Below are 15172 nucleotides of genomic sequence, written 5' to 3'. Positions count from 1 at the left end.
ACTGGATCACATGGACATCGCGAAGGACCTCGCCCTGATCGACGGGCTCCGCGCACGGGAGATTCCGGCGCGGCCCGGTTATCACCAGGCCGTCTTAGGGCCGCGCGACTGGCGGAGCGCGGAGGACTGCTACGCCTACGAGGCGGCCGTGGCCGAGCTGCTGACCGCGCGTTGGGGAGAGCCGTCCCGGTGGGGCACCACCACGCTCGTCGAGCGTGGCGCCCGCGGCGGGCGAATAGCCGAGGCCTGGGCCCTGCTCAGCGTCTTCGCGACGGAACTGCGCACCTGGGAGGTGGAGGACGGCTGGGTGGTCCTGACGGTCCTCGACCGGGAGGAGGAGGACATGCCCAAGGTGTTCGTCCTGATCACGAAGGAGGATCCGCCGTGACCCTCAGCCGTGCGAACTCCTCCGCCATCGTCGCCGCCGTCCAGTGCGCGTTCAGCCCGCTCGGATTCGGCAGCACCCACACGCGCGTGTCCCCGATCAGCCGCTCCTGAGGCCCCACTTGGGCCTTGCGGTCGTCGAAGGCCGCCCGGTACGCCGTCACCCCCACGACCGCCAGCCAGCGCGGCCGCAGCCTGCCGACCTTCTCGGCGAGCAGCCGTCCGCCCTCCCGGTACTCCTCGGCGCTCAGCTCGTCCGCCCGGGCCGTCGCCCGCGCCACGACGTTCGTGATGCCGAGCCCGTACGACAACAACTCGCCCTGCTCGGAGGGCTTGAGCAGCCTCGGTGTGAAGCCCGACAGGTGCAGCACGGGCCAGAAGCGATTGCCGGGGCGGGCGAAGTGGTGGCCGGTCGCCGCCGTCATCAGCCCTGGATTGATGCCGCAGAACAGCACGCGGAGGCCGTCCGCGACCACGTCCGGTACCAGACGCTCGCGGGCGGCCTCCAACTCCTCGGCGGTGAAGCGCGTCAGAGGATCGCTCCCGGGGTGTACCCGGCGGCCTCCGGACGCTGCTTCACGATCTCCTCGATCCGGCCCACGATCACGCCCACCTGAGCGGCGGCGGCGCCCGTGAACGACAGCTTGTCGGCCATCAGCGCGTCCAACGCGGCCCGGTCCAGCGGGATCCGCTCGTCCGCCGCCAGCTTGTCCAGCAGTTCGTTGCGCTCGGCGCCCTGCTCGCGCATGGCGAGCGCGGAGGCGACGGCGTTCTCCTTGATCGCCTCGTGCGCGACCTCACGGCCCACACCGGCCCGCACCGCGCCCATGAGCACCTTGGTGGTGGCGAGGAAGGGCAGGTAGCGGTCGAGCTCACGGGCCACGACCGCCGGGAACGCGCCGAACTCGTCCAGCACCGTCAGGAACGTCTCCAGCAGTCCGTCCAGCGCGAAGAAGGCGTCCGGCAGCGCGACCCGGCGCACCACCGAGCAGGACACGTCGCCCTCGTTCCACTGGTCGCCCGCCAGCTCGCCGGTCATCGAGGCGTAGCCGCGCAGGATGACCATCAGGCCGTTGACGCGCTCGCAGGAGCGGGTGTTCATCTTGTGCGGCATCGCGGAGGAGCCGACCTGGCCCGGCTTGAAGCCCTCGGTGACCAGCTCGTGCCCGGCCATCAGGCGGATCGTCTTGGCCAGCGAGGACGGCGCCGCCGCCAGCTGCACCAGCGCGGTGACGACCTCGTAGTCCAGCGAGCGCGGGTAGACCTGGCCGACGGAGGTGAAGGCCTGCGAGAAGCCGAGGTGCCCGGCGATCCGGTCCTCCAGCTCGGCGAGCTTCGACGCGTCCCCGCCGAGCAGGTCCAGCATGTCCTGAGCCGTACCGACCGGGCCCTTGATGCCGCGCAGCGGGTAGCGGCCGAGAAGCTCCTCGACCCGGCCGTGGGCGACGAGCAGCTCGTCGGCGGCAGTGGCGAAGCGCTTGCCGAGGGTGGTGGCCTGCGCGGCCACGTTGTGCGAGCGGCCGGCCATGACCAGCTCGCCGTACTCGCCCGCGAGCTTGCCGAGGCGCGCCAGGACGGCCACCGTACGGTCGCGCATCAGCTCCAGGGAGAGCCGGATCTGGAGCTGCTCGACGTTCTCCGTCAGGTCGCGGGAGGTCATGCCCTTGTGCACGTGCTCGTGCCCGGCGAGGTCGTTGAACTCCTCGATCCGCGCCTTCACGTCGTGCCGGGTGACCTTCTCGCGCTCGGCGATGGAGGCCAGGTCGACGGTGTCGAGGACACGCTCGTAGTCGGCGATCGCCTCGTCCGGCACCTCGATGCCGAGGTCCTTCTGGGCCCGCAGCACGGCGAGCCAGAGCTGACGCTCCAGCTTCACCTTCTGCTCGGGGGACCAGAGCGTGGCGAGCTCGGTGGAGGCGTAGCGTCCGGCGAGGACGTTCGGGATGCGGGGCTTGGCGGGCGCTGAAGTCACGTGTCCAGATTCTACTGGCGGTTCGTGCAGGCCAGCGCCACGGTCCCGTTCGGCGGAAGCTACGAGACGGGCGTCACGCGTCGTACGGCAGCAGATCGGGCCGCTTGGCCGGCAGGCCGTCGCCCGAGGAGCGCCCGGTCAGGCGCCGGCCGATCCACGGCAGCAGGTGCTGCCGGGCGAAGCGGGCGTCCGCGACCCGGCGGTCGACCCAGCCCGGCGGCAGGGAGGCCGGCAGCGGGATGTGCCACTCCGGGTCCTCCGGCTCGTAGCCGAGCGTCTGCCACACCGCCTCGGCCACCCGTCGGTGACCCTCGGCGGTCAGGTGCAGCCGGTCCACGTCCCACAGTCGCGGGTCGGCGAGCGAGGGGGCGCCGTAGAGGTCGACGACGACGGCGCCGTGCCGCGCGGCCAGCTCGTCGACGCAGGCGAACAGTTCCTCCATGCGCGGCCGGAACCGCTCCAGCACCGGGCCCTGGCGGCCGGGGCTGCGCATCAGCACCAGCTGCTTGCAGGAAGGCGCGAGGCGTTCCACCGCCTCCTCCAGCAACCCGCGCACCCGGCCCATGTCGCACTTGGGCCGCAGGGTGTCGTTGAGGCCGCCGACCAGCGTCACCACGTCGGCGCGCATGGCGGCCGCGACCGGGACCTGCTCCTGGACTATCTGGCCGATCAGCTTGCCCCGCACCGCGAGATTGGCGTACCGGAAGCCGGGCGTCCGGGCGGCCATCCGTGTGGCGAGGACATCGGCCCAGCCCCGATAGGAACCGTCCGGGAGCAGGTCCGACATGCCTTCGGTGAAGGAGTCGCCGACGGCGACCAGGCTGGTGTGTGCGGGGTTCGTCTGCATAGCGAGAGAAATGGTATCCCGAGGCGCATACCCAGCGGTCGGTCGGCCGGGGGCCCTCCGACGAGGGCCCCCGCGCCTCAGGCCCGCTGCCCGAACAGCTCCCGCAGGACGTCCTCCATGGTCACCAGGCCCGAGAGACGTCCGTCGTCCCCGAGTACCGCCGCGAGGTGCGTCCGGCTGCCCCGCATCGCGGTGAGCACGTCGTCGAGCGGGGTGCTCTCCCGCACCCGCGCGATGGGCCGCATGTCCGGCACCCGGAACGGCAGGTCCCGGGGCGAGGCGTCCAGGGCGTCCTTCACATGGAGGTAGCCCACGATCCGGCGGCCCTCGTCGACCACCGGGAAGCGGGAGAACCCGGACTCGGCCGACAGGCCCTCCAGTTCCTCCGGTGTGACGCCCACGCGTGCGTAGACGACCCGTTCCAGCGGGAGCACCACGTCACGGACGGGCCGCCGGCCCAGCTCCAGGGCGTCGTGCAGCCGCTCCCGGGCCCGCTCGTCGATCAGCCCCGCCTCGCCGGAGTCCCTCACCAGACGGGCCAGTTCCGCGTCCGAGAAGGTCGCGGTGACCTCGTCCTTCGTCTCCACGCGGAGCAGCTTGAGGAGCGTGTTGGCGAAGGCGTTGATGGTGAAGATCACCGGGCGCAGTCCGCGGGACAGGGTCACCAGGGGCGGCCCGAGCAGCAGCGCGCTGCGCACCGGTTCCGCCAGCGCGATGTTCTTGGGCACCATCTCGCCGAGCAGCATGTGCAGATACGTCGCCAGGGTCAGCGCGATCACGAAGGACACCGCGTGCCCCGCGCCCTCCGGCACACCCAGGGCGTGGAACACCGGTTCCAGCAGATGCTCGATGGCCGGTTCGGCGACCACACCCAGGACCAGGGTGCACAGCGTGATGCCGAGCTGGGCGGCGGCCATCAGCGCGGACACGTGCTGCAGACCCCACAGCACGCTCTTCGCGCGCCGGTCGCCCTGGTCGGCGTACGGCTCGATCTGGCTGCGGCGCACCGAGATCAGCGCGAACTCGGCGCCCACGAAGAAGGCGTTGACGACGAGGGTCGCGAAGCCGATCAGCAACTGGATCGCGGTCACAGCGTCTCCCCCTTGTCGCCGGAAGCGTCGTGGGACGTCTCATGGGACGCGCCGCGGCTCGTGTCGTGGGACGCGCCGCGTTTCGAGTCGTCGGACGCGCCGCGTTTCGTGTCGTCGGACATGTGGTCGAACTCGTCGGCCGGCGGCGCGTGCATCAGCACCCTCGCCGCCCGGCGCCCGGAGGCGTCCGTGACGTCCAGCCGCCACCCGGCGACCTGCACGCGGTCCCCGGCCTCGGGGATCCGGCCCAGCTCGGTGGCCACGAGGCCGGCCAGCGTCTCGTACGGCCCGTCGGGCGCCTTGAGGCCCACGCGCGCGAGCTGGTCCATCCGCGCCGAGCCGTCGGCCGAGAAGAGGGACCGGCCGGAGTCGTCGCTGCCGGCGGGGGCCAGGTCGGGCGTCTCGTGCGGGTCGTGCTCGTCGCGCACCTCGCCGACGACCTCCTCGACGATGTCCTCCAGCGTGGCCACGCCCGCCGTGCCGCCGTACTCGTCGATGACGACGGCCATGGTGCGCTTGCCGGAGAGCCGGTCCAGCAGCCGGTCGACGGTGAGCGTCTCCGGGACGAGCAGCGGCTCGCGCATCAGGTCCGCGACCCGGACCCGGGGCCTGCGCTCCGCGGGTATGGCGAGGACGTCCTTGATGTGCGCGGTGCCGACGACCGCGTCGAGGGTGCCGCGGTAGACGGGGAACCGGGACAGACCGGTCGCGCGGGTGGCGTTGGCCACGTCCTCGCAGGTCGCCGACGCCTCCAGGGCGATGACCTGCACGCGGGGGGTCATCACGTTCTCCGCCGTGAGGTCGGCGAGGTTCAGGGTCCGTACGAACAGCTCGGCGGTGTCCGCCTCCAGCGCGCCCTCCTTGGCGGAGTGCCGCGCGAGGGCGGCCAGCTCCTGCGGCCCGCGCGCGGCGGCCAGCTCCTCGGTGGGCTCCACGCCCAGGCGGCGCACGATCCGGTTCGCGGTGTTGTTCAGGTGCGTGATGAAGGGGCGGAAGGCCGCGCTGAACCAGCGCTGCGCGTTGCCCACCGTTTTGGCCACGGTGAGCGGGGAGGAGATCGCCCAGTTCTTCGGCACGAGTTCGCCGATGACCATCAGGACGACCGTGGACAGCGCGGTGCCGATCACCAGGGCGATCGAACTCGCCGTGGACGGCGAGGCGCCGAGCGACTCCAGCGGGCCGGAGAGCAGCCGCGCGATGGACGGCTCGGCGAGCATGCCGACCACGAGGTTGGTGACGGTGATGCCGAGCTGGGCGCCGGAAAGCTGGAACGTCAGATTCCGTACGGCCTTCAGGGCTCCGGCGGCGCCCCGCTCGCCGCGCTGCGCGGCCTGTTCCAGCGTGCCGCGCTCGACGGTGGTGAGCGAGAACTCGGCGGCGACGAAGGCGCCACAGGCGAGCGACAGCAGGATCGCCACCAGCAGCAGGAGCACTTCGGTCATCGGGTCACCTCCGTCCCATGATCGGACAGGGTGGGAGGGAGCGCGCGATGTCGCGTACTGGGAGGCTCGCCCATGGGCGGACGCTCACACACCTTTCATACGAGAGCCGGGAGTGGTCACTCAAGAGTAAAGGACGGGCAAAGGCGGTCAGTCGGTGAGGGGCTTCACCCAGCGCCGCAAGTGCTCCTCCGGAAGGTACCCCGCCGCGCGCCAGGCGTGCTGCGCCCGCTCGTTGCGCTGGAGCACCATCGCGTCCCCGCGTCGGCCCCCGAGCCGTACGAAGCGCTCCTCGGCGGCGGCGAGCAGGGCCGTGCCGATGCCCTGGCGGCGGTGGTCCGGATGGACGGCGAGCCGGTACAGATGGCAGCGCCATCCGTCGAAGCCGGCGATCACCGTGCCGACCAGTTCGCCGTCGCGCTCGGCGAGCAGGAGTGCCTCGGGGTCGCGGGTCACCAGTCGCTCCACCCCGTCCCGGTCGTCGCTGATGCTCGTGCCCTCGGCGGCGGCCTTCCAGAAGGCCAGCACGGTGTCCAGGTCCTGGGGCCCGGCGGCCCGTACGCGCAGTTCGGTCATGCGATGATCACACCATCGGTGGCCCGCCGCAGGGCCGGAATTTCGGCATCCGGACAGTCACTCGTGCGCGATCGCGGCCAGCACGTTCATCCGGGAGGCCCGCAGCGCGGGCAGCAGTGCCGCCACGATGCCCACCACCGCCGAGCCGATCACCACCGCCACGATCGTGCCCCAGGGGATCGCCAGCGCCGTCATGCCCTGCAGGGCCAGCACCTGCTGGGTGCACACGCCCCACACCAGACCGAGCGCGAGACCCAGCACCGCGCCGAACACCGCGATCACCACCGACTCCAGCCGGATCATCCGGCGCAATTGGACCCGGGACAGCCCGATCGCCCGCAACAGCCCGATCTCCCGGGTCCGCTCCACGACCGACAGGGCGAGGGTGTTGACCACGCCGAGCACGGCGATGACGATAGCGAGCCCGAGCAGCGCGTACACGAGATAGAGCAGTACGGCGATCTGGTCGCGCACGAGTTCCTTGTAGTCGGCGAGGTCGCGGACCTGCACCTGGGGGTACGGCTCGAGGGTCTCCTCCAGGTTCGCGCGCAGGTCGTCGGCGCTGGTGCCGGAGGCGGCGTTGACGTAGACCGCGGACTCCTGCCCGCCCGGCGCGTACCGCTCCAGCGTGGCCAGACCGAAGTACATGCCGCCCTGGGTGCCGAAGCCGTCGGCGGAGTCCTGGTCGGTCAGCGCCCCGACCTTCAGCTCGGCCGTGCGCCCGCCCTGGAACGTCAGGGGGATGGTGCTGCCGACCCGCACTCCGTGCTCCTCGGCGAAGTCGCGGTCCATGGCCATGCTGCCGTCGGCCAGCGCGGCGGCCGTGTCGCCCTCGGCGTACGTGAGGTTGGCGACCTCGTCGAGTTGCGGCTCGTAGCCCGCCGCGGTGGTCTCGACCCGGTCGCCGTCGGGCAGCCGCGCCGCGACGGTCGTGAGCCGGGAGCGCACCACCAGGCCGACGCCCTCGGTGTCGCGGACCTTCTCGGTGATCTCCTCGGGGAACGGGACGAAGTTGCTGTTCTGCACGACGAAGTCGGCGCCCAGCGTCTTGTCGATCTGTTCGTCGAAGGACTTGGTCATCGACGCGCTCGCCACCGACATCCCGCCGACCAGCGCGAGCCCGACCATCAGGGCGGCCGCGGTGGCGCCCGTACGGCGTGGGTTGCGCAGGGCGTTGCGCTGGCTCATCCGGCCGATCGAGCCGAACAGCGCGGGGAACACCCCGCCCAGCACCCGGATCACGGGCCGGACCAGGAGAGGGCCCGCGATGACGGTCGCGATGAGCGTCAGGAGCACACCGAGGCCCAGCAGGGAGGCGGCCGACGACGTCTCCGAGGCGGTGACGCACCCCACGAGCGCCGCCGCGCCCAGCGCCCCGACCACCGTGCCCACCACCGCGCGCACCCGCAGCGGCCTGCCCACCCCGGCGATCTCCGCGTCCGCGAGCGCCGCCATCGGGGAGACGGCCGCCGCCCGCCGGGCCGGGAGGTAGGCCGCGACGAAGGTGACGCCGAGGCCCACGACGTACGCCGAGACCGGGGTCGCCCAGCCGATCACCATGTCGGCGGAGCGGATGTTCATGCCGAGCAGGCCCATCAGCTCGATCAGCCCGATGGCCAGCCCGATTCCCGTGGCCAGGCCCAGCGAGGCACCGACCAGGCCCAGCAGCAGCGCCTCGGTGAGGACCGAGCGCCGCACCTGGCGCCGGTCGGCGCCCAGGGCGCGCAGCAGGCCCAGCTCGCGGGTGCGCTGGGCGATCAGCATCGAGAAGGTGTTGACGATCAGGAACACCCCGACCAGCACGGCGACCCCGGCGAAGCCGAGCATCACGTACTTGATGATGTCGAGGAATCCGCCCAGTTGCTCCACGTCCGACTCGGCCTGCTCGTCGGCCGTACGGAAGTCGTAGTCGTCCGCGCCCAGGGCGGCGGCGACCCGCTCCTTGAGCTGAGGATCGCTGACGCCCTCCGCCGCGTCGACGGAGAGGCCGGTCCCGGCGTCCGCGTCGCCCAGCAGTTTGGTCTGCGCGGTCGGGGTGTCGAAGAAGACGAGGGCGGCGCCGGGGTTGGTGGTGGTGAAGGTGGCGATGCCGACGACCTTCACCTTGAACGAGCCGGGCGCGGCGATCACGGTGAGCGTGTCGCCGATGGCGACGTCCTTGCTGTCGGCGGTGTCCGCGTCGACCAGCACCTGGTCCGGCCCCTCTGGCGCGTGACCGGAGGTCAGCTCGACCGGGCTGCGGTCGGTGGGGTTCCAGTTGGTGCCCATGGTGGGGGCGCCCGTGGTCGGTCCGACGGACTCGTTGTCCTCGTCGGCGACGGTGATGCCCTCCACGTCCACGTCGAGGCGCACCGATTCCGCGCCCTCGACCTGCGCCGCCCGTTCCACCAGCGAGGCCGGCAGGGTGGGGGTGAAGCCGGAGGGCAGCGCCTCGTCGAGCTCCTCCTTCGGGCTGACCGTGACATCGGCGGCGGTCGAGGCGAAGAGCCGGTCGAACGTACGGCTGACCGTGTCCGAGAAGATCAGGCTGCCCGCGACGAACGCGACGGACAGGATCACCGCGAGGGCGGAGAGCAGCAGCCGCCCCTTGTGGGCCAGGAAGCTGCGCAGCGTCGCCTTGAGCACCGGGTCAGTCCTCCTCGGGGGCGTCGGCGGCCCCCCGGATCACGTCGAACCGTTTCATCCGCTCCAGCACCGCCTCCGCCGTGGGACGGGCTATCTCGTCGACGATGCGGCCGTCGCCGAGGAAGAGCACCAGGTCGGAGTGGGCGGCGGCGCCCGGGTCGTGGGTGACCATCACGACGGTCTGCCCGAGCTGGTCGACGGCGTCGCGCAGAAAGCCGAGCACCTCCAGTCCGGCCCGTGAGTCCAGGTTCCCGGTGGGCTCGTCGGCGAAGATCAGCTCCGGGCGGGAGGCGAGGGCGCGGGCGCAGGCGACACGCTGCTGCTGGCCACCGGAGAGCTGGGCGGGCCGGTGCTTCAGGCGGTCGCGCAGACCGAGGGTGTCGATGACCTGGTCCAACCACTTCTCGTCGGGCTTCTTGCCCGCGATGTCCATGGGCAGGGTGATGTTCTCGGCGGCGTTCAACGTCGGGATCAGATTGAACGACTGGAACATGAACCCGATCCGGTCCCGGCGCAGCCGCGTCAGCTCGCGTTCCCTCAGGCCCGTGATCTCGGTCTCGCCGAGCCACACCTGGCCGGCCGAGACGTTGTCGAGCCCGGCGAGGCAGTGCATCAGCGTGGACTTGCCGGACCCCGAGGGACCCATGACCGCGGTGAACCGGCCGCGGGCGATGTCCACGTCCACCGAGTCGAGCGCCAGCACCGTCGTCTCGCCCGAGCCGTACGCCTTGGTCAGACCGCGGGCCCGGGCTGCTACGGGGTCGGCGGTGTCCTTCACCTGAGCCGCAGTGGACAAGGCTGCCTCCTCGGTCGTGGACATCGCGACTTCCTTGTCAGGGCCCGAGCGTAGTGTGATCCGGCGCACACCGGATATCCCCCTGGGGTCCGAGCCGCTCTCCACCCCAGGAATGAGACCGGGGTGAGGCCGAGCATCCGAGGCCGCGGATTGAGGCTTGCCGACGCTAGCGTCCCAGCGCTAGCTTCAAGGTATGGCGAAAACGCAGCTGAACGTCCGCGTCGACGAGGGCACCGCCCGCGCGGCCCGCGAACGTGCCCTCGCGCGCGGCATGAGCGTCAACCGCTACATCGAGGAACTGGTCCGGCAGGACACCGGCGAGGTCGGCCACACCTTCGTGGAGGCCGCCGCCGACTTCATGAAGCAGTACGAGTCGGTCTTCGTCGAGGAGTTCGGCACGGAGCGCGAAGGTCGTCGTTGATCTCTTGAGCAACCTCCGGATCGACCTCGCCTGGCTGCTGATGCTCGCCGAACAGAACACCCCGGGCGATCCGCAAGTCACCGACTGGGGCGCGCTGATCGCCGCCGTCGCCCGCCATGACGCCGAGATCTTCGACGTCCCGGTCTACGACACCCCGCACGCCCGAGCCGCCGCATTGCTGCAACTGCTCATCCACGTCCCGGCGTTGGAGCGCTCCAACGCCCTCTTCGCCTCCGCCGTGGCCTATGCCTACCTGGTCGCCAGCGGCCTGAAGGTCGTCACCACACCGGAACAGGTCCGCGAACTGGCCCGGCTGGTCAAGAGCGGCGAGGCGTCGGTGGAGGACATCGCGCGGGAGCTGCGGCAGTGGTGCGCGTAGTCATTCGGAGACCGGCTACTCAGCCGGAAACCGGCTACTCATTCGGAGACCGGCTACTCATTCGGAGACCGGCCGCCAGGCCGTGCCCAGCACGCAGTACGACGTCGGCAGCGCCGGTCCCTTGTCCGGCACCATGATCCGTCGGTAGGGGCCGAGTTCGAACCCGGCGCCGCGCAGGGACGCCACCGGCTCCCGGGCGGTGTGGCAGCCGCCGCTGACGAGCGGCCACACCGTCCGGTCCAGGGCCTGCTGGGTGAAGGCCATCACCCGTCCGCCGCCCCGCCCGTGCTCGAGGAACCGCACCACACCGCCCGGCCGCAGCACCCGCCGGATCTCCGACAGCGCCCGCGGCACGTCACGGACGCTGCACAGCACCAGCGAGACCACCGCCGCGTCGAAGGCCTCGCTCTTGACCGGCAGGGCCTCCGCCGCCCCCGGCACCACGTCCACCGGGACCTCGGCGCGCATCGCCGCGTCCACCGCCAACTGGCGCAGCACCCGCTCCGGCTCGATCGCCACGACCTCCGAGACGGTGCCCGGATAGTGGGCGAAGTTCAGGCCGTTGCCCGCGCCGATCTCGATCACCCGCCCGGAGAGCCCGGCGAGCATCCGGTCGCGCAGCGCGCCGATGCCCATCTTCGTCTCGGCGCTCACGCTGAAGCGGGCGTAGTAGCGGGCGAACAGCGGATGGTGCACGACATCCCGCGGCACCTTGCCGGAGCCGGTGGACCGAAGCGGCATGGGGACCTCCCGAGGACGGACGGGCCGTACCCCGATTGTCCCCCGGACGCCCGCCGCGCACCCCCGCTGTGCGCCCTCGGCGCGCGGCTCAGGCGATGAAGTCGCGCACCTGTTCGTAGACGCCGTAGTCGTTGTTCATGTCGGTGTGCGAGACGCAGCCGACCTCGACGTTGGTCGCCCCGCTCAGGATCGCGGTGGTGTCCGGGGTGAGCGCGTCGTCGCAGTTGGACCAGTAACTGGCGTACGAGACGCTGCCCGGGGTCTCGTCACCGGAGTTCAGCGCCGTGAGGAAGGAGCTGCCGGTGTACATCTCGGCGCAGGAGGTGTACAGCCAGGAGCACCACGAGGCGGTGGTGGTGCCGTGGTTGGTGCCGGCGGTCGAGACGAAGTCGTCCACGTACGCCGTCCCGCCCAGGTTCTTCAGGTAGTACCGGGAGCTGAGCGCCCCCATGGAGTGGACGACCAGGTCCACCTTCGCGGCGCCGGTCTGGGCGCGCACGGTGTTGATGTAGCTCGCGAGCTGGCCGGCGGTCGTCACGTTCGACTGGGACCAGCTGTAGGACCAGGCGTACAGCTCGGAGGAGGTGTAGCCGTCCGCCTTGAAGTCGGCGATCCAGTCGTCCCAGCTGCTCGACGAACTGCTCAGTCCGTGCACGAAGACCACGGGGTTGTGGGCCGCCGCCTGGGCGGGTGTGGGGGAGAGGGAGAGAGCCAGAAGGAGCGAGGCGGCCGTCGCCGAGACGGCCGTGACGATGCGACGCGCGGTGCGCTGCATGAGTGCCTCCTGAGGCATGTGGGGTCGCCAGGAGTGTCGGCCGGGGTCTACGCGCGCCGCATCGGTGAAATCGCCGGTCTTTACGTGTCAATTAACTCGCCAGTAACGTCATTTGAGTGGCGACTCCGGTGAACCCCCCGCCCCTCGACCGCACTTCCACACCGCGGCTCACGGACGACCGGCGGCAGCCGGACCTCCCCGAGGCCGTGCGGGTGCGACTGCTGCGTGCGGTGTACGGCGATCCGCGCGCCGCCGCCGAAGCCGTCCCGAGGCTGACGGCGAGGCAGGCGGCCGGACTTGACCCGCTCCCCACCGAACCCGTCCAGCTGGCGCCCGCGTTCCTCTACGCGCATCGAGCGGAGATCCGGGAACTCCCGGACGACACCAGGTTGCTGTTGCTGCTCGCGGCCGCCGACCAGTACCCGGTCGCCACCCATGCCTTCCTGCGCGCCGTCACGGCCGCCCGCCTCGACATCCGCCCGCTGGAGGCCGCCGAGGCGGCCGGTGTCGCGCACGCCGGCGCGGGCGGTGTCGTGTTCCGCGACGCCTGGACGCGCATCGCCGCGTACGAGACGGGCAGCCCGGCGGACCGGCGCGACGTGCACCGGCTGCTGGCCCGGGTGCTGCACGGTGACGGCGAGACGCCCCGGCGCTCCTGGCACCGCGGCGCGGGTGCCCTCGGCCCCAGCGCGCGGCTCGCGGCGGAACTCGGGGACGCGGCGCGGACGGCGGAGCAGACGGGACGCCTCACCCTCGCCCGCGCCCTCGCCGAACGCGCCGCCACCCTCTGCCCCGAACCACCCGAGCAGACCGCCCTGTCGGCCCGCGCCGCCGACTACGCCTGGCAGTCCGGCGACAGCGACCGCGCCCGCCGGCTCGCGACCGCGGGCGGGCTCACCGGAGCCCTGGCCACCGGAGCGGGCGGCGCTTTCCCGGGTGCGGAGGGGGATGAAGAGTGGGGTCCCGACCGCGGACCGACGACCGTCGCCGCGCTGTCCGGCGTCCTCGCCCTGCGGGCGGGAAACACCACCGACGCCTTCGACATACTGCTCGGGGAAGCCGGGCGGGAGCAGGGCGGACGCGCCACCCACCTGCTCGCACGGGCCACCGAGGCCGCCATCTACACCGGAGACGTGCGCCGACTGCGGGAGGCGGCCCGGGCCGCCGAGCGGCTCGGGGTCGCGGTGCCTGGCACGCTGGGCGGTCTGGTGGCGGCCTTCGACGGGCGCTACACCGACGCGCGCGAGCTGCTGGAGGCGGCGGCCGGGCGGTGCGGGCCCGGCGGCGACCCCACCCTGCTGATCCACGCCGGTATCGCCGCCCTGCTCCTCGGCGACCACACCCGCGCGGCCGGCGCCACCCTCCGCGCCGCCGACTCCGCCCGCGCCCGGGGCGCCACGGTCGACGTCGCGCAGGCGATGGAGTTCCGGGCGTACGCGGACTTCTGGACCGGCCGCCCCCGGGCCGGGGAGACAGCCGCGACCGACGCCCTGTGGCAGGCCCACGCCACCGGGCAGGACAACGGCGCCTGCCATCTCCAGGCCGCCCTCGCCATGTTCGCGGCGCTCACCGGCGACGCGGACCTGTGCCGCGAACGCGCGGCCACGGCACGGTCGTACGCCCTCGCCCACGGCCTGGGTCTGCCCGCGGCCCTCGCGCAGTGGGCGCTCGCCGTTCTCGACCTGGGCAGTGGCCGGTTCGCCGCGGCGGCGGCCCGGCTGCGGGCGCAGGCCGGATTCGGCCCGGGGCACGGTCACCGCGCGATCCGCCATCTGGCCACCCCGCACTACGTCGAGGCCGCCGTCCGCACCGGAGACACCCGGATCGCGCGCGTGGCCCACGCCGACTACCACCGCTGGGCGAGCACCGTGGGCAGCGCCGACGACCTGGCCCTGAGCGCCCGCTGCCGCGCGCTGCTCGCGCCCGGCGCCGAGGCCGTCGAGCACTACCGGGGCGGCCTCGCGCTGCACGGACGCGGCACCCGCGCCTTCGAACGCGCGCGCACGGAGCTGCTCTTCGGCGGGGCGCTACGACGCCTGCGCCGCCGAACGGAGGCACGGGACCGGCTGCACAGCGCCCTGGCGGCGTTCGAGTACTTCGGCGCCCCGCACTGCGCGGCCCAGGCCCGCGCCGAACTCCGCGCCCTGGGCGCCCCCGCGGACCCCGCACCCGTCACCGACGACGACCCGACCGCCCGCCTCACCGCGCAACAGCTCCTGGTGGCCCGGATGGCGGCCGAGGGCGCCACCAACCGCGAGATCGCGGCCCGCCTCGCCCTGAGCCCCCGCACGATCGACCACCACCTGCGCGGTGTGTTCGCCCGCCTGGGCATCAGGTCCCGGATCGAACTGGTACGACTGCTCGCCCAGAAGACCTAGACGCAGGGATGCGGCTGCTCGCCCCGAATACCTAGACGGCGGCGCGCTCCCGGAACGCGGCGCCGTCCCACGTCCCGCCCAGCTCCGGGCCCAGCCAACTCGGCGCAGCCGCCCGGAAGTCGGCCGGTGCCAGGGCCCCCGACCCGGCGGGCAGCGCGCCCACCAGGGGCGCCCCGGACACCTCCGGCAGGTCCGCCACATTGCAACGGGACGCCAGATCGGGCGCGTCGGGCCAGCTGCCGATCACCACGCCCAGCAAGTCCACACCCCGGGACCGCAGTTCACGGGCCGTCAGCTCGGTGGAGTTGAGGGTGCCCAGGCTCGCGGGGGTGACCACCACGACCGGCGCCGCCAGCAGTCCGGCCGCGTCGGCCAGGGTGCCGCCCGACTCGTCGAAGCGGACCAGCAGGCCGCCCGCCCCCTCGACCAGCACCAGATCGTGCTCGGTGGCCAGCTTCGCCGCAGCCTCGGCGATCTCCCGCGGACGCACCGGCGGCAGACCGGACCGCCGGGCCGCCGTCCCCGGCGCCAACGGCTCGGGATAGCGGGCGAGTTCGGCCGTCGTCAGCCCTCCGGCGAGCCGCGCGCACTCGTCGGCGTCCCCGCGCTCGTCCGGTCGCAGCCCGGTCTGGGCCGCCTTGAGCACCGCCACCGTGCGGCCGGAGGCCAGCGCCGTGGCGGCCACGGCCGCGGTCGTGACCGTCTTGCCGATCTCCGTGCCGGTGCCCGTGATCACCAGAACCGTCAT

The 15172-nt window shown here is 72.5% G+C and carries 15 protein-coding genes; 4 read left to right on the top strand and 11 right to left on the bottom strand.

Annotated elements, in window-relative coordinates:
- The first annotated feature begins 10 nt into the window (after positions 1-10).
- Positions 11-388, top strand: coding sequence for a hypothetical protein (locus AC068Z_RS36050; RefSeq protein WP_478565696.1), 378 nt, complete (start codon positions 11-13; stop codon positions 386-388).
- On the opposite strand, the gene mug is transcribed toward AC068Z_RS36050, so the two are convergent.
- The 8 genes from mug to AC068Z_RS36010 all read right to left on the bottom strand — a co-directional run bounded on the left by mug (position 366) and on the right by AC068Z_RS36010 (position 9754).
- Complete coding sequence (gene mug, locus AC068Z_RS36045) at positions 366-917, bottom strand: G/U mismatch-specific DNA glycosylase (protein ID WP_478565953.1); 552 nt, start codon at positions 915-917, stop codon at positions 366-368. The two genes, AC068Z_RS36050 and mug, sit on opposite strands and share 23 nt — an antisense overlap.
- Positions 914-2356: an adenylosuccinate lyase gene (gene purB, locus AC068Z_RS36040; protein WP_478565693.1), complete on the bottom strand. Its 1443-nt coding sequence runs from the start codon at positions 2354-2356 to the stop codon at positions 914-916. Before purB ends, mug begins: the two co-directional genes overlap by 4 nt.
- 73 nt (positions 2357-2429) lie before the next feature.
- On the bottom strand, positions 2430-3203 hold the full coding sequence (locus AC068Z_RS36035) for an SGNH/GDSL hydrolase family protein (protein WP_478565690.1): 774 nt from the start codon (positions 3201-3203) through the stop codon (positions 2430-2432).
- Between the two features lie 77 nt (positions 3204-3280).
- On the bottom strand, positions 3281-4294 hold the full coding sequence (locus tag AC068Z_RS36030) for a hemolysin family protein (RefSeq protein ID WP_478565687.1): 1014 nt from the start codon (positions 4292-4294) through the stop codon (positions 3281-3283).
- Positions 4291-5736, bottom strand: a complete 1446-nt coding sequence (locus AC068Z_RS36025; protein WP_478565684.1) for a hemolysin family protein — start codon at positions 5734-5736, stop codon at positions 4291-4293. The genes AC068Z_RS36030 and AC068Z_RS36025 overlap by 4 nt, the downstream gene beginning before the upstream one ends.
- Before the next feature lie 147 nt (positions 5737-5883).
- Positions 5884-6366, bottom strand: a complete 483-nt coding sequence (locus AC068Z_RS36020; protein WP_478565951.1) for a GNAT family N-acetyltransferase — start codon at positions 6364-6366, stop codon at positions 5884-5886.
- Positions 6367-8934 (bottom strand): ABC transporter permease, encoded by a 2568-nt coding sequence (locus tag AC068Z_RS36015; protein ID WP_478565681.1) that lies wholly within the window; start codon positions 8932-8934, stop codon positions 6367-6369.
- A 4-nt stretch (positions 8935-8938) separates the two neighbouring features.
- Positions 8939-9754, bottom strand: a complete 816-nt coding sequence (locus AC068Z_RS36010; protein WP_478565679.1) for an ABC transporter ATP-binding protein — start codon at positions 9752-9754, stop codon at positions 8939-8941.
- A 169-nt stretch (positions 9755-9923) separates the two neighbouring features.
- Between AC068Z_RS36010 and AC068Z_RS36005 the strand changes: the two genes are divergently transcribed.
- Entirely contained in the window at positions 9924-10151 is a 228-nt protein-coding gene (locus tag AC068Z_RS36005; RefSeq protein ID WP_478565676.1) for an antitoxin, read from the top strand.
- A 4-nt stretch (positions 10152-10155) separates the two neighbouring features.
- Entirely contained in the window at positions 10156-10530 is a 375-nt protein-coding gene (locus AC068Z_RS36000; RefSeq protein ID WP_478565673.1) for a fic family toxin-antitoxin system, toxin component, read from the top strand.
- A 57-nt stretch (positions 10531-10587) separates the two neighbouring features.
- Here the strand turns inward: AC068Z_RS36000 and AC068Z_RS35995 are convergent, their stop codons facing one another.
- Together AC068Z_RS35995 and AC068Z_RS35990 are read right to left on the bottom strand one after the other, a co-directional pair.
- A complete protein-coding gene (locus AC068Z_RS35995) occupies positions 10588-11271 on the bottom strand; it encodes a class I SAM-dependent methyltransferase (protein WP_478565670.1) in 684 nt (227 codons plus the stop codon).
- 88 nt (positions 11272-11359) lie between these two features.
- A complete protein-coding gene (locus AC068Z_RS35990; RefSeq protein WP_478565667.1) occupies positions 11360-12046 on the bottom strand; it encodes an esterase/lipase family protein in 687 nt (228 codons plus the stop codon).
- Between the two features lie 116 nt (positions 12047-12162).
- Between AC068Z_RS35990 and AC068Z_RS35985 the strand changes: the two genes are divergently transcribed.
- The gene (locus AC068Z_RS35985) at positions 12163-14424 is read left to right on the top strand and encodes a helix-turn-helix transcriptional regulator (RefSeq protein ID WP_478565664.1); all 2262 of its coding nucleotides are present in this window, start codon (positions 12163-12165) and stop codon (positions 14422-14424) included.
- Between the two features lie 31 nt (positions 14425-14455).
- Here AC068Z_RS35985 and bioD read toward each other — a convergent pair whose 3' ends face one another.
- On the bottom strand, positions 14456-15172 hold the full coding sequence (gene bioD, locus AC068Z_RS35980) for a dethiobiotin synthase (RefSeq protein ID WP_478565661.1): 717 nt from the start codon (positions 15170-15172) through the stop codon (positions 14456-14458).

The organism is Streptomyces sp. NPDC043726, from assembly GCF_056436565.1.
This window is presented reverse-complemented; position numbering and strand designations above follow the sequence as displayed.

Coding starts and splice junctions, on each gene's coding strand:
- AC068Z_RS35990 (WP_478565667.1), bottom strand. CDS start 12,046: ATGCAGCGCACCGCGCGTCGCATCGTCACGGCCGTCTCGGCGACGGCC.
- AC068Z_RS36050 (WP_478565696.1), top strand. CDS start 11: ATGGACATCGCGAAGGACCTCGCCCTGATCGACGGGCTCCGCGCACGG.
- AC068Z_RS36005 (WP_478565676.1), top strand. CDS start 9,924: ATGGCGAAAACGCAGCTGAACGTCCGCGTCGACGAGGGCACCGCCCGC.
- AC068Z_RS36025 (WP_478565684.1), bottom strand. CDS start 5,736: ATGACCGAAGTGCTCCTGCTGCTGGTGGCGATCCTGCTGTCGCTCGCC.
- bioD (WP_478565661.1), bottom strand. CDS start 15,172: ATGACGGTTCTGGTGATCACGGGCACCGGCACGGAGATCGGCAAGACG.
- AC068Z_RS35995 (WP_478565670.1), bottom strand. CDS start 11,271: ATGCCGCTTCGGTCCACCGGCTCCGGCAAGGTGCCGCGGGATGTCGTG.
- AC068Z_RS36010 (WP_478565679.1), bottom strand. CDS start 9,754: ATGTCCACGACCGAGGAGGCAGCCTTGTCCACTGCGGCTCAGGTGAAG.
- AC068Z_RS36035 (WP_478565690.1), bottom strand. CDS start 3,203: ATGCAGACGAACCCCGCACACACCAGCCTGGTCGCCGTCGGCGACTCC.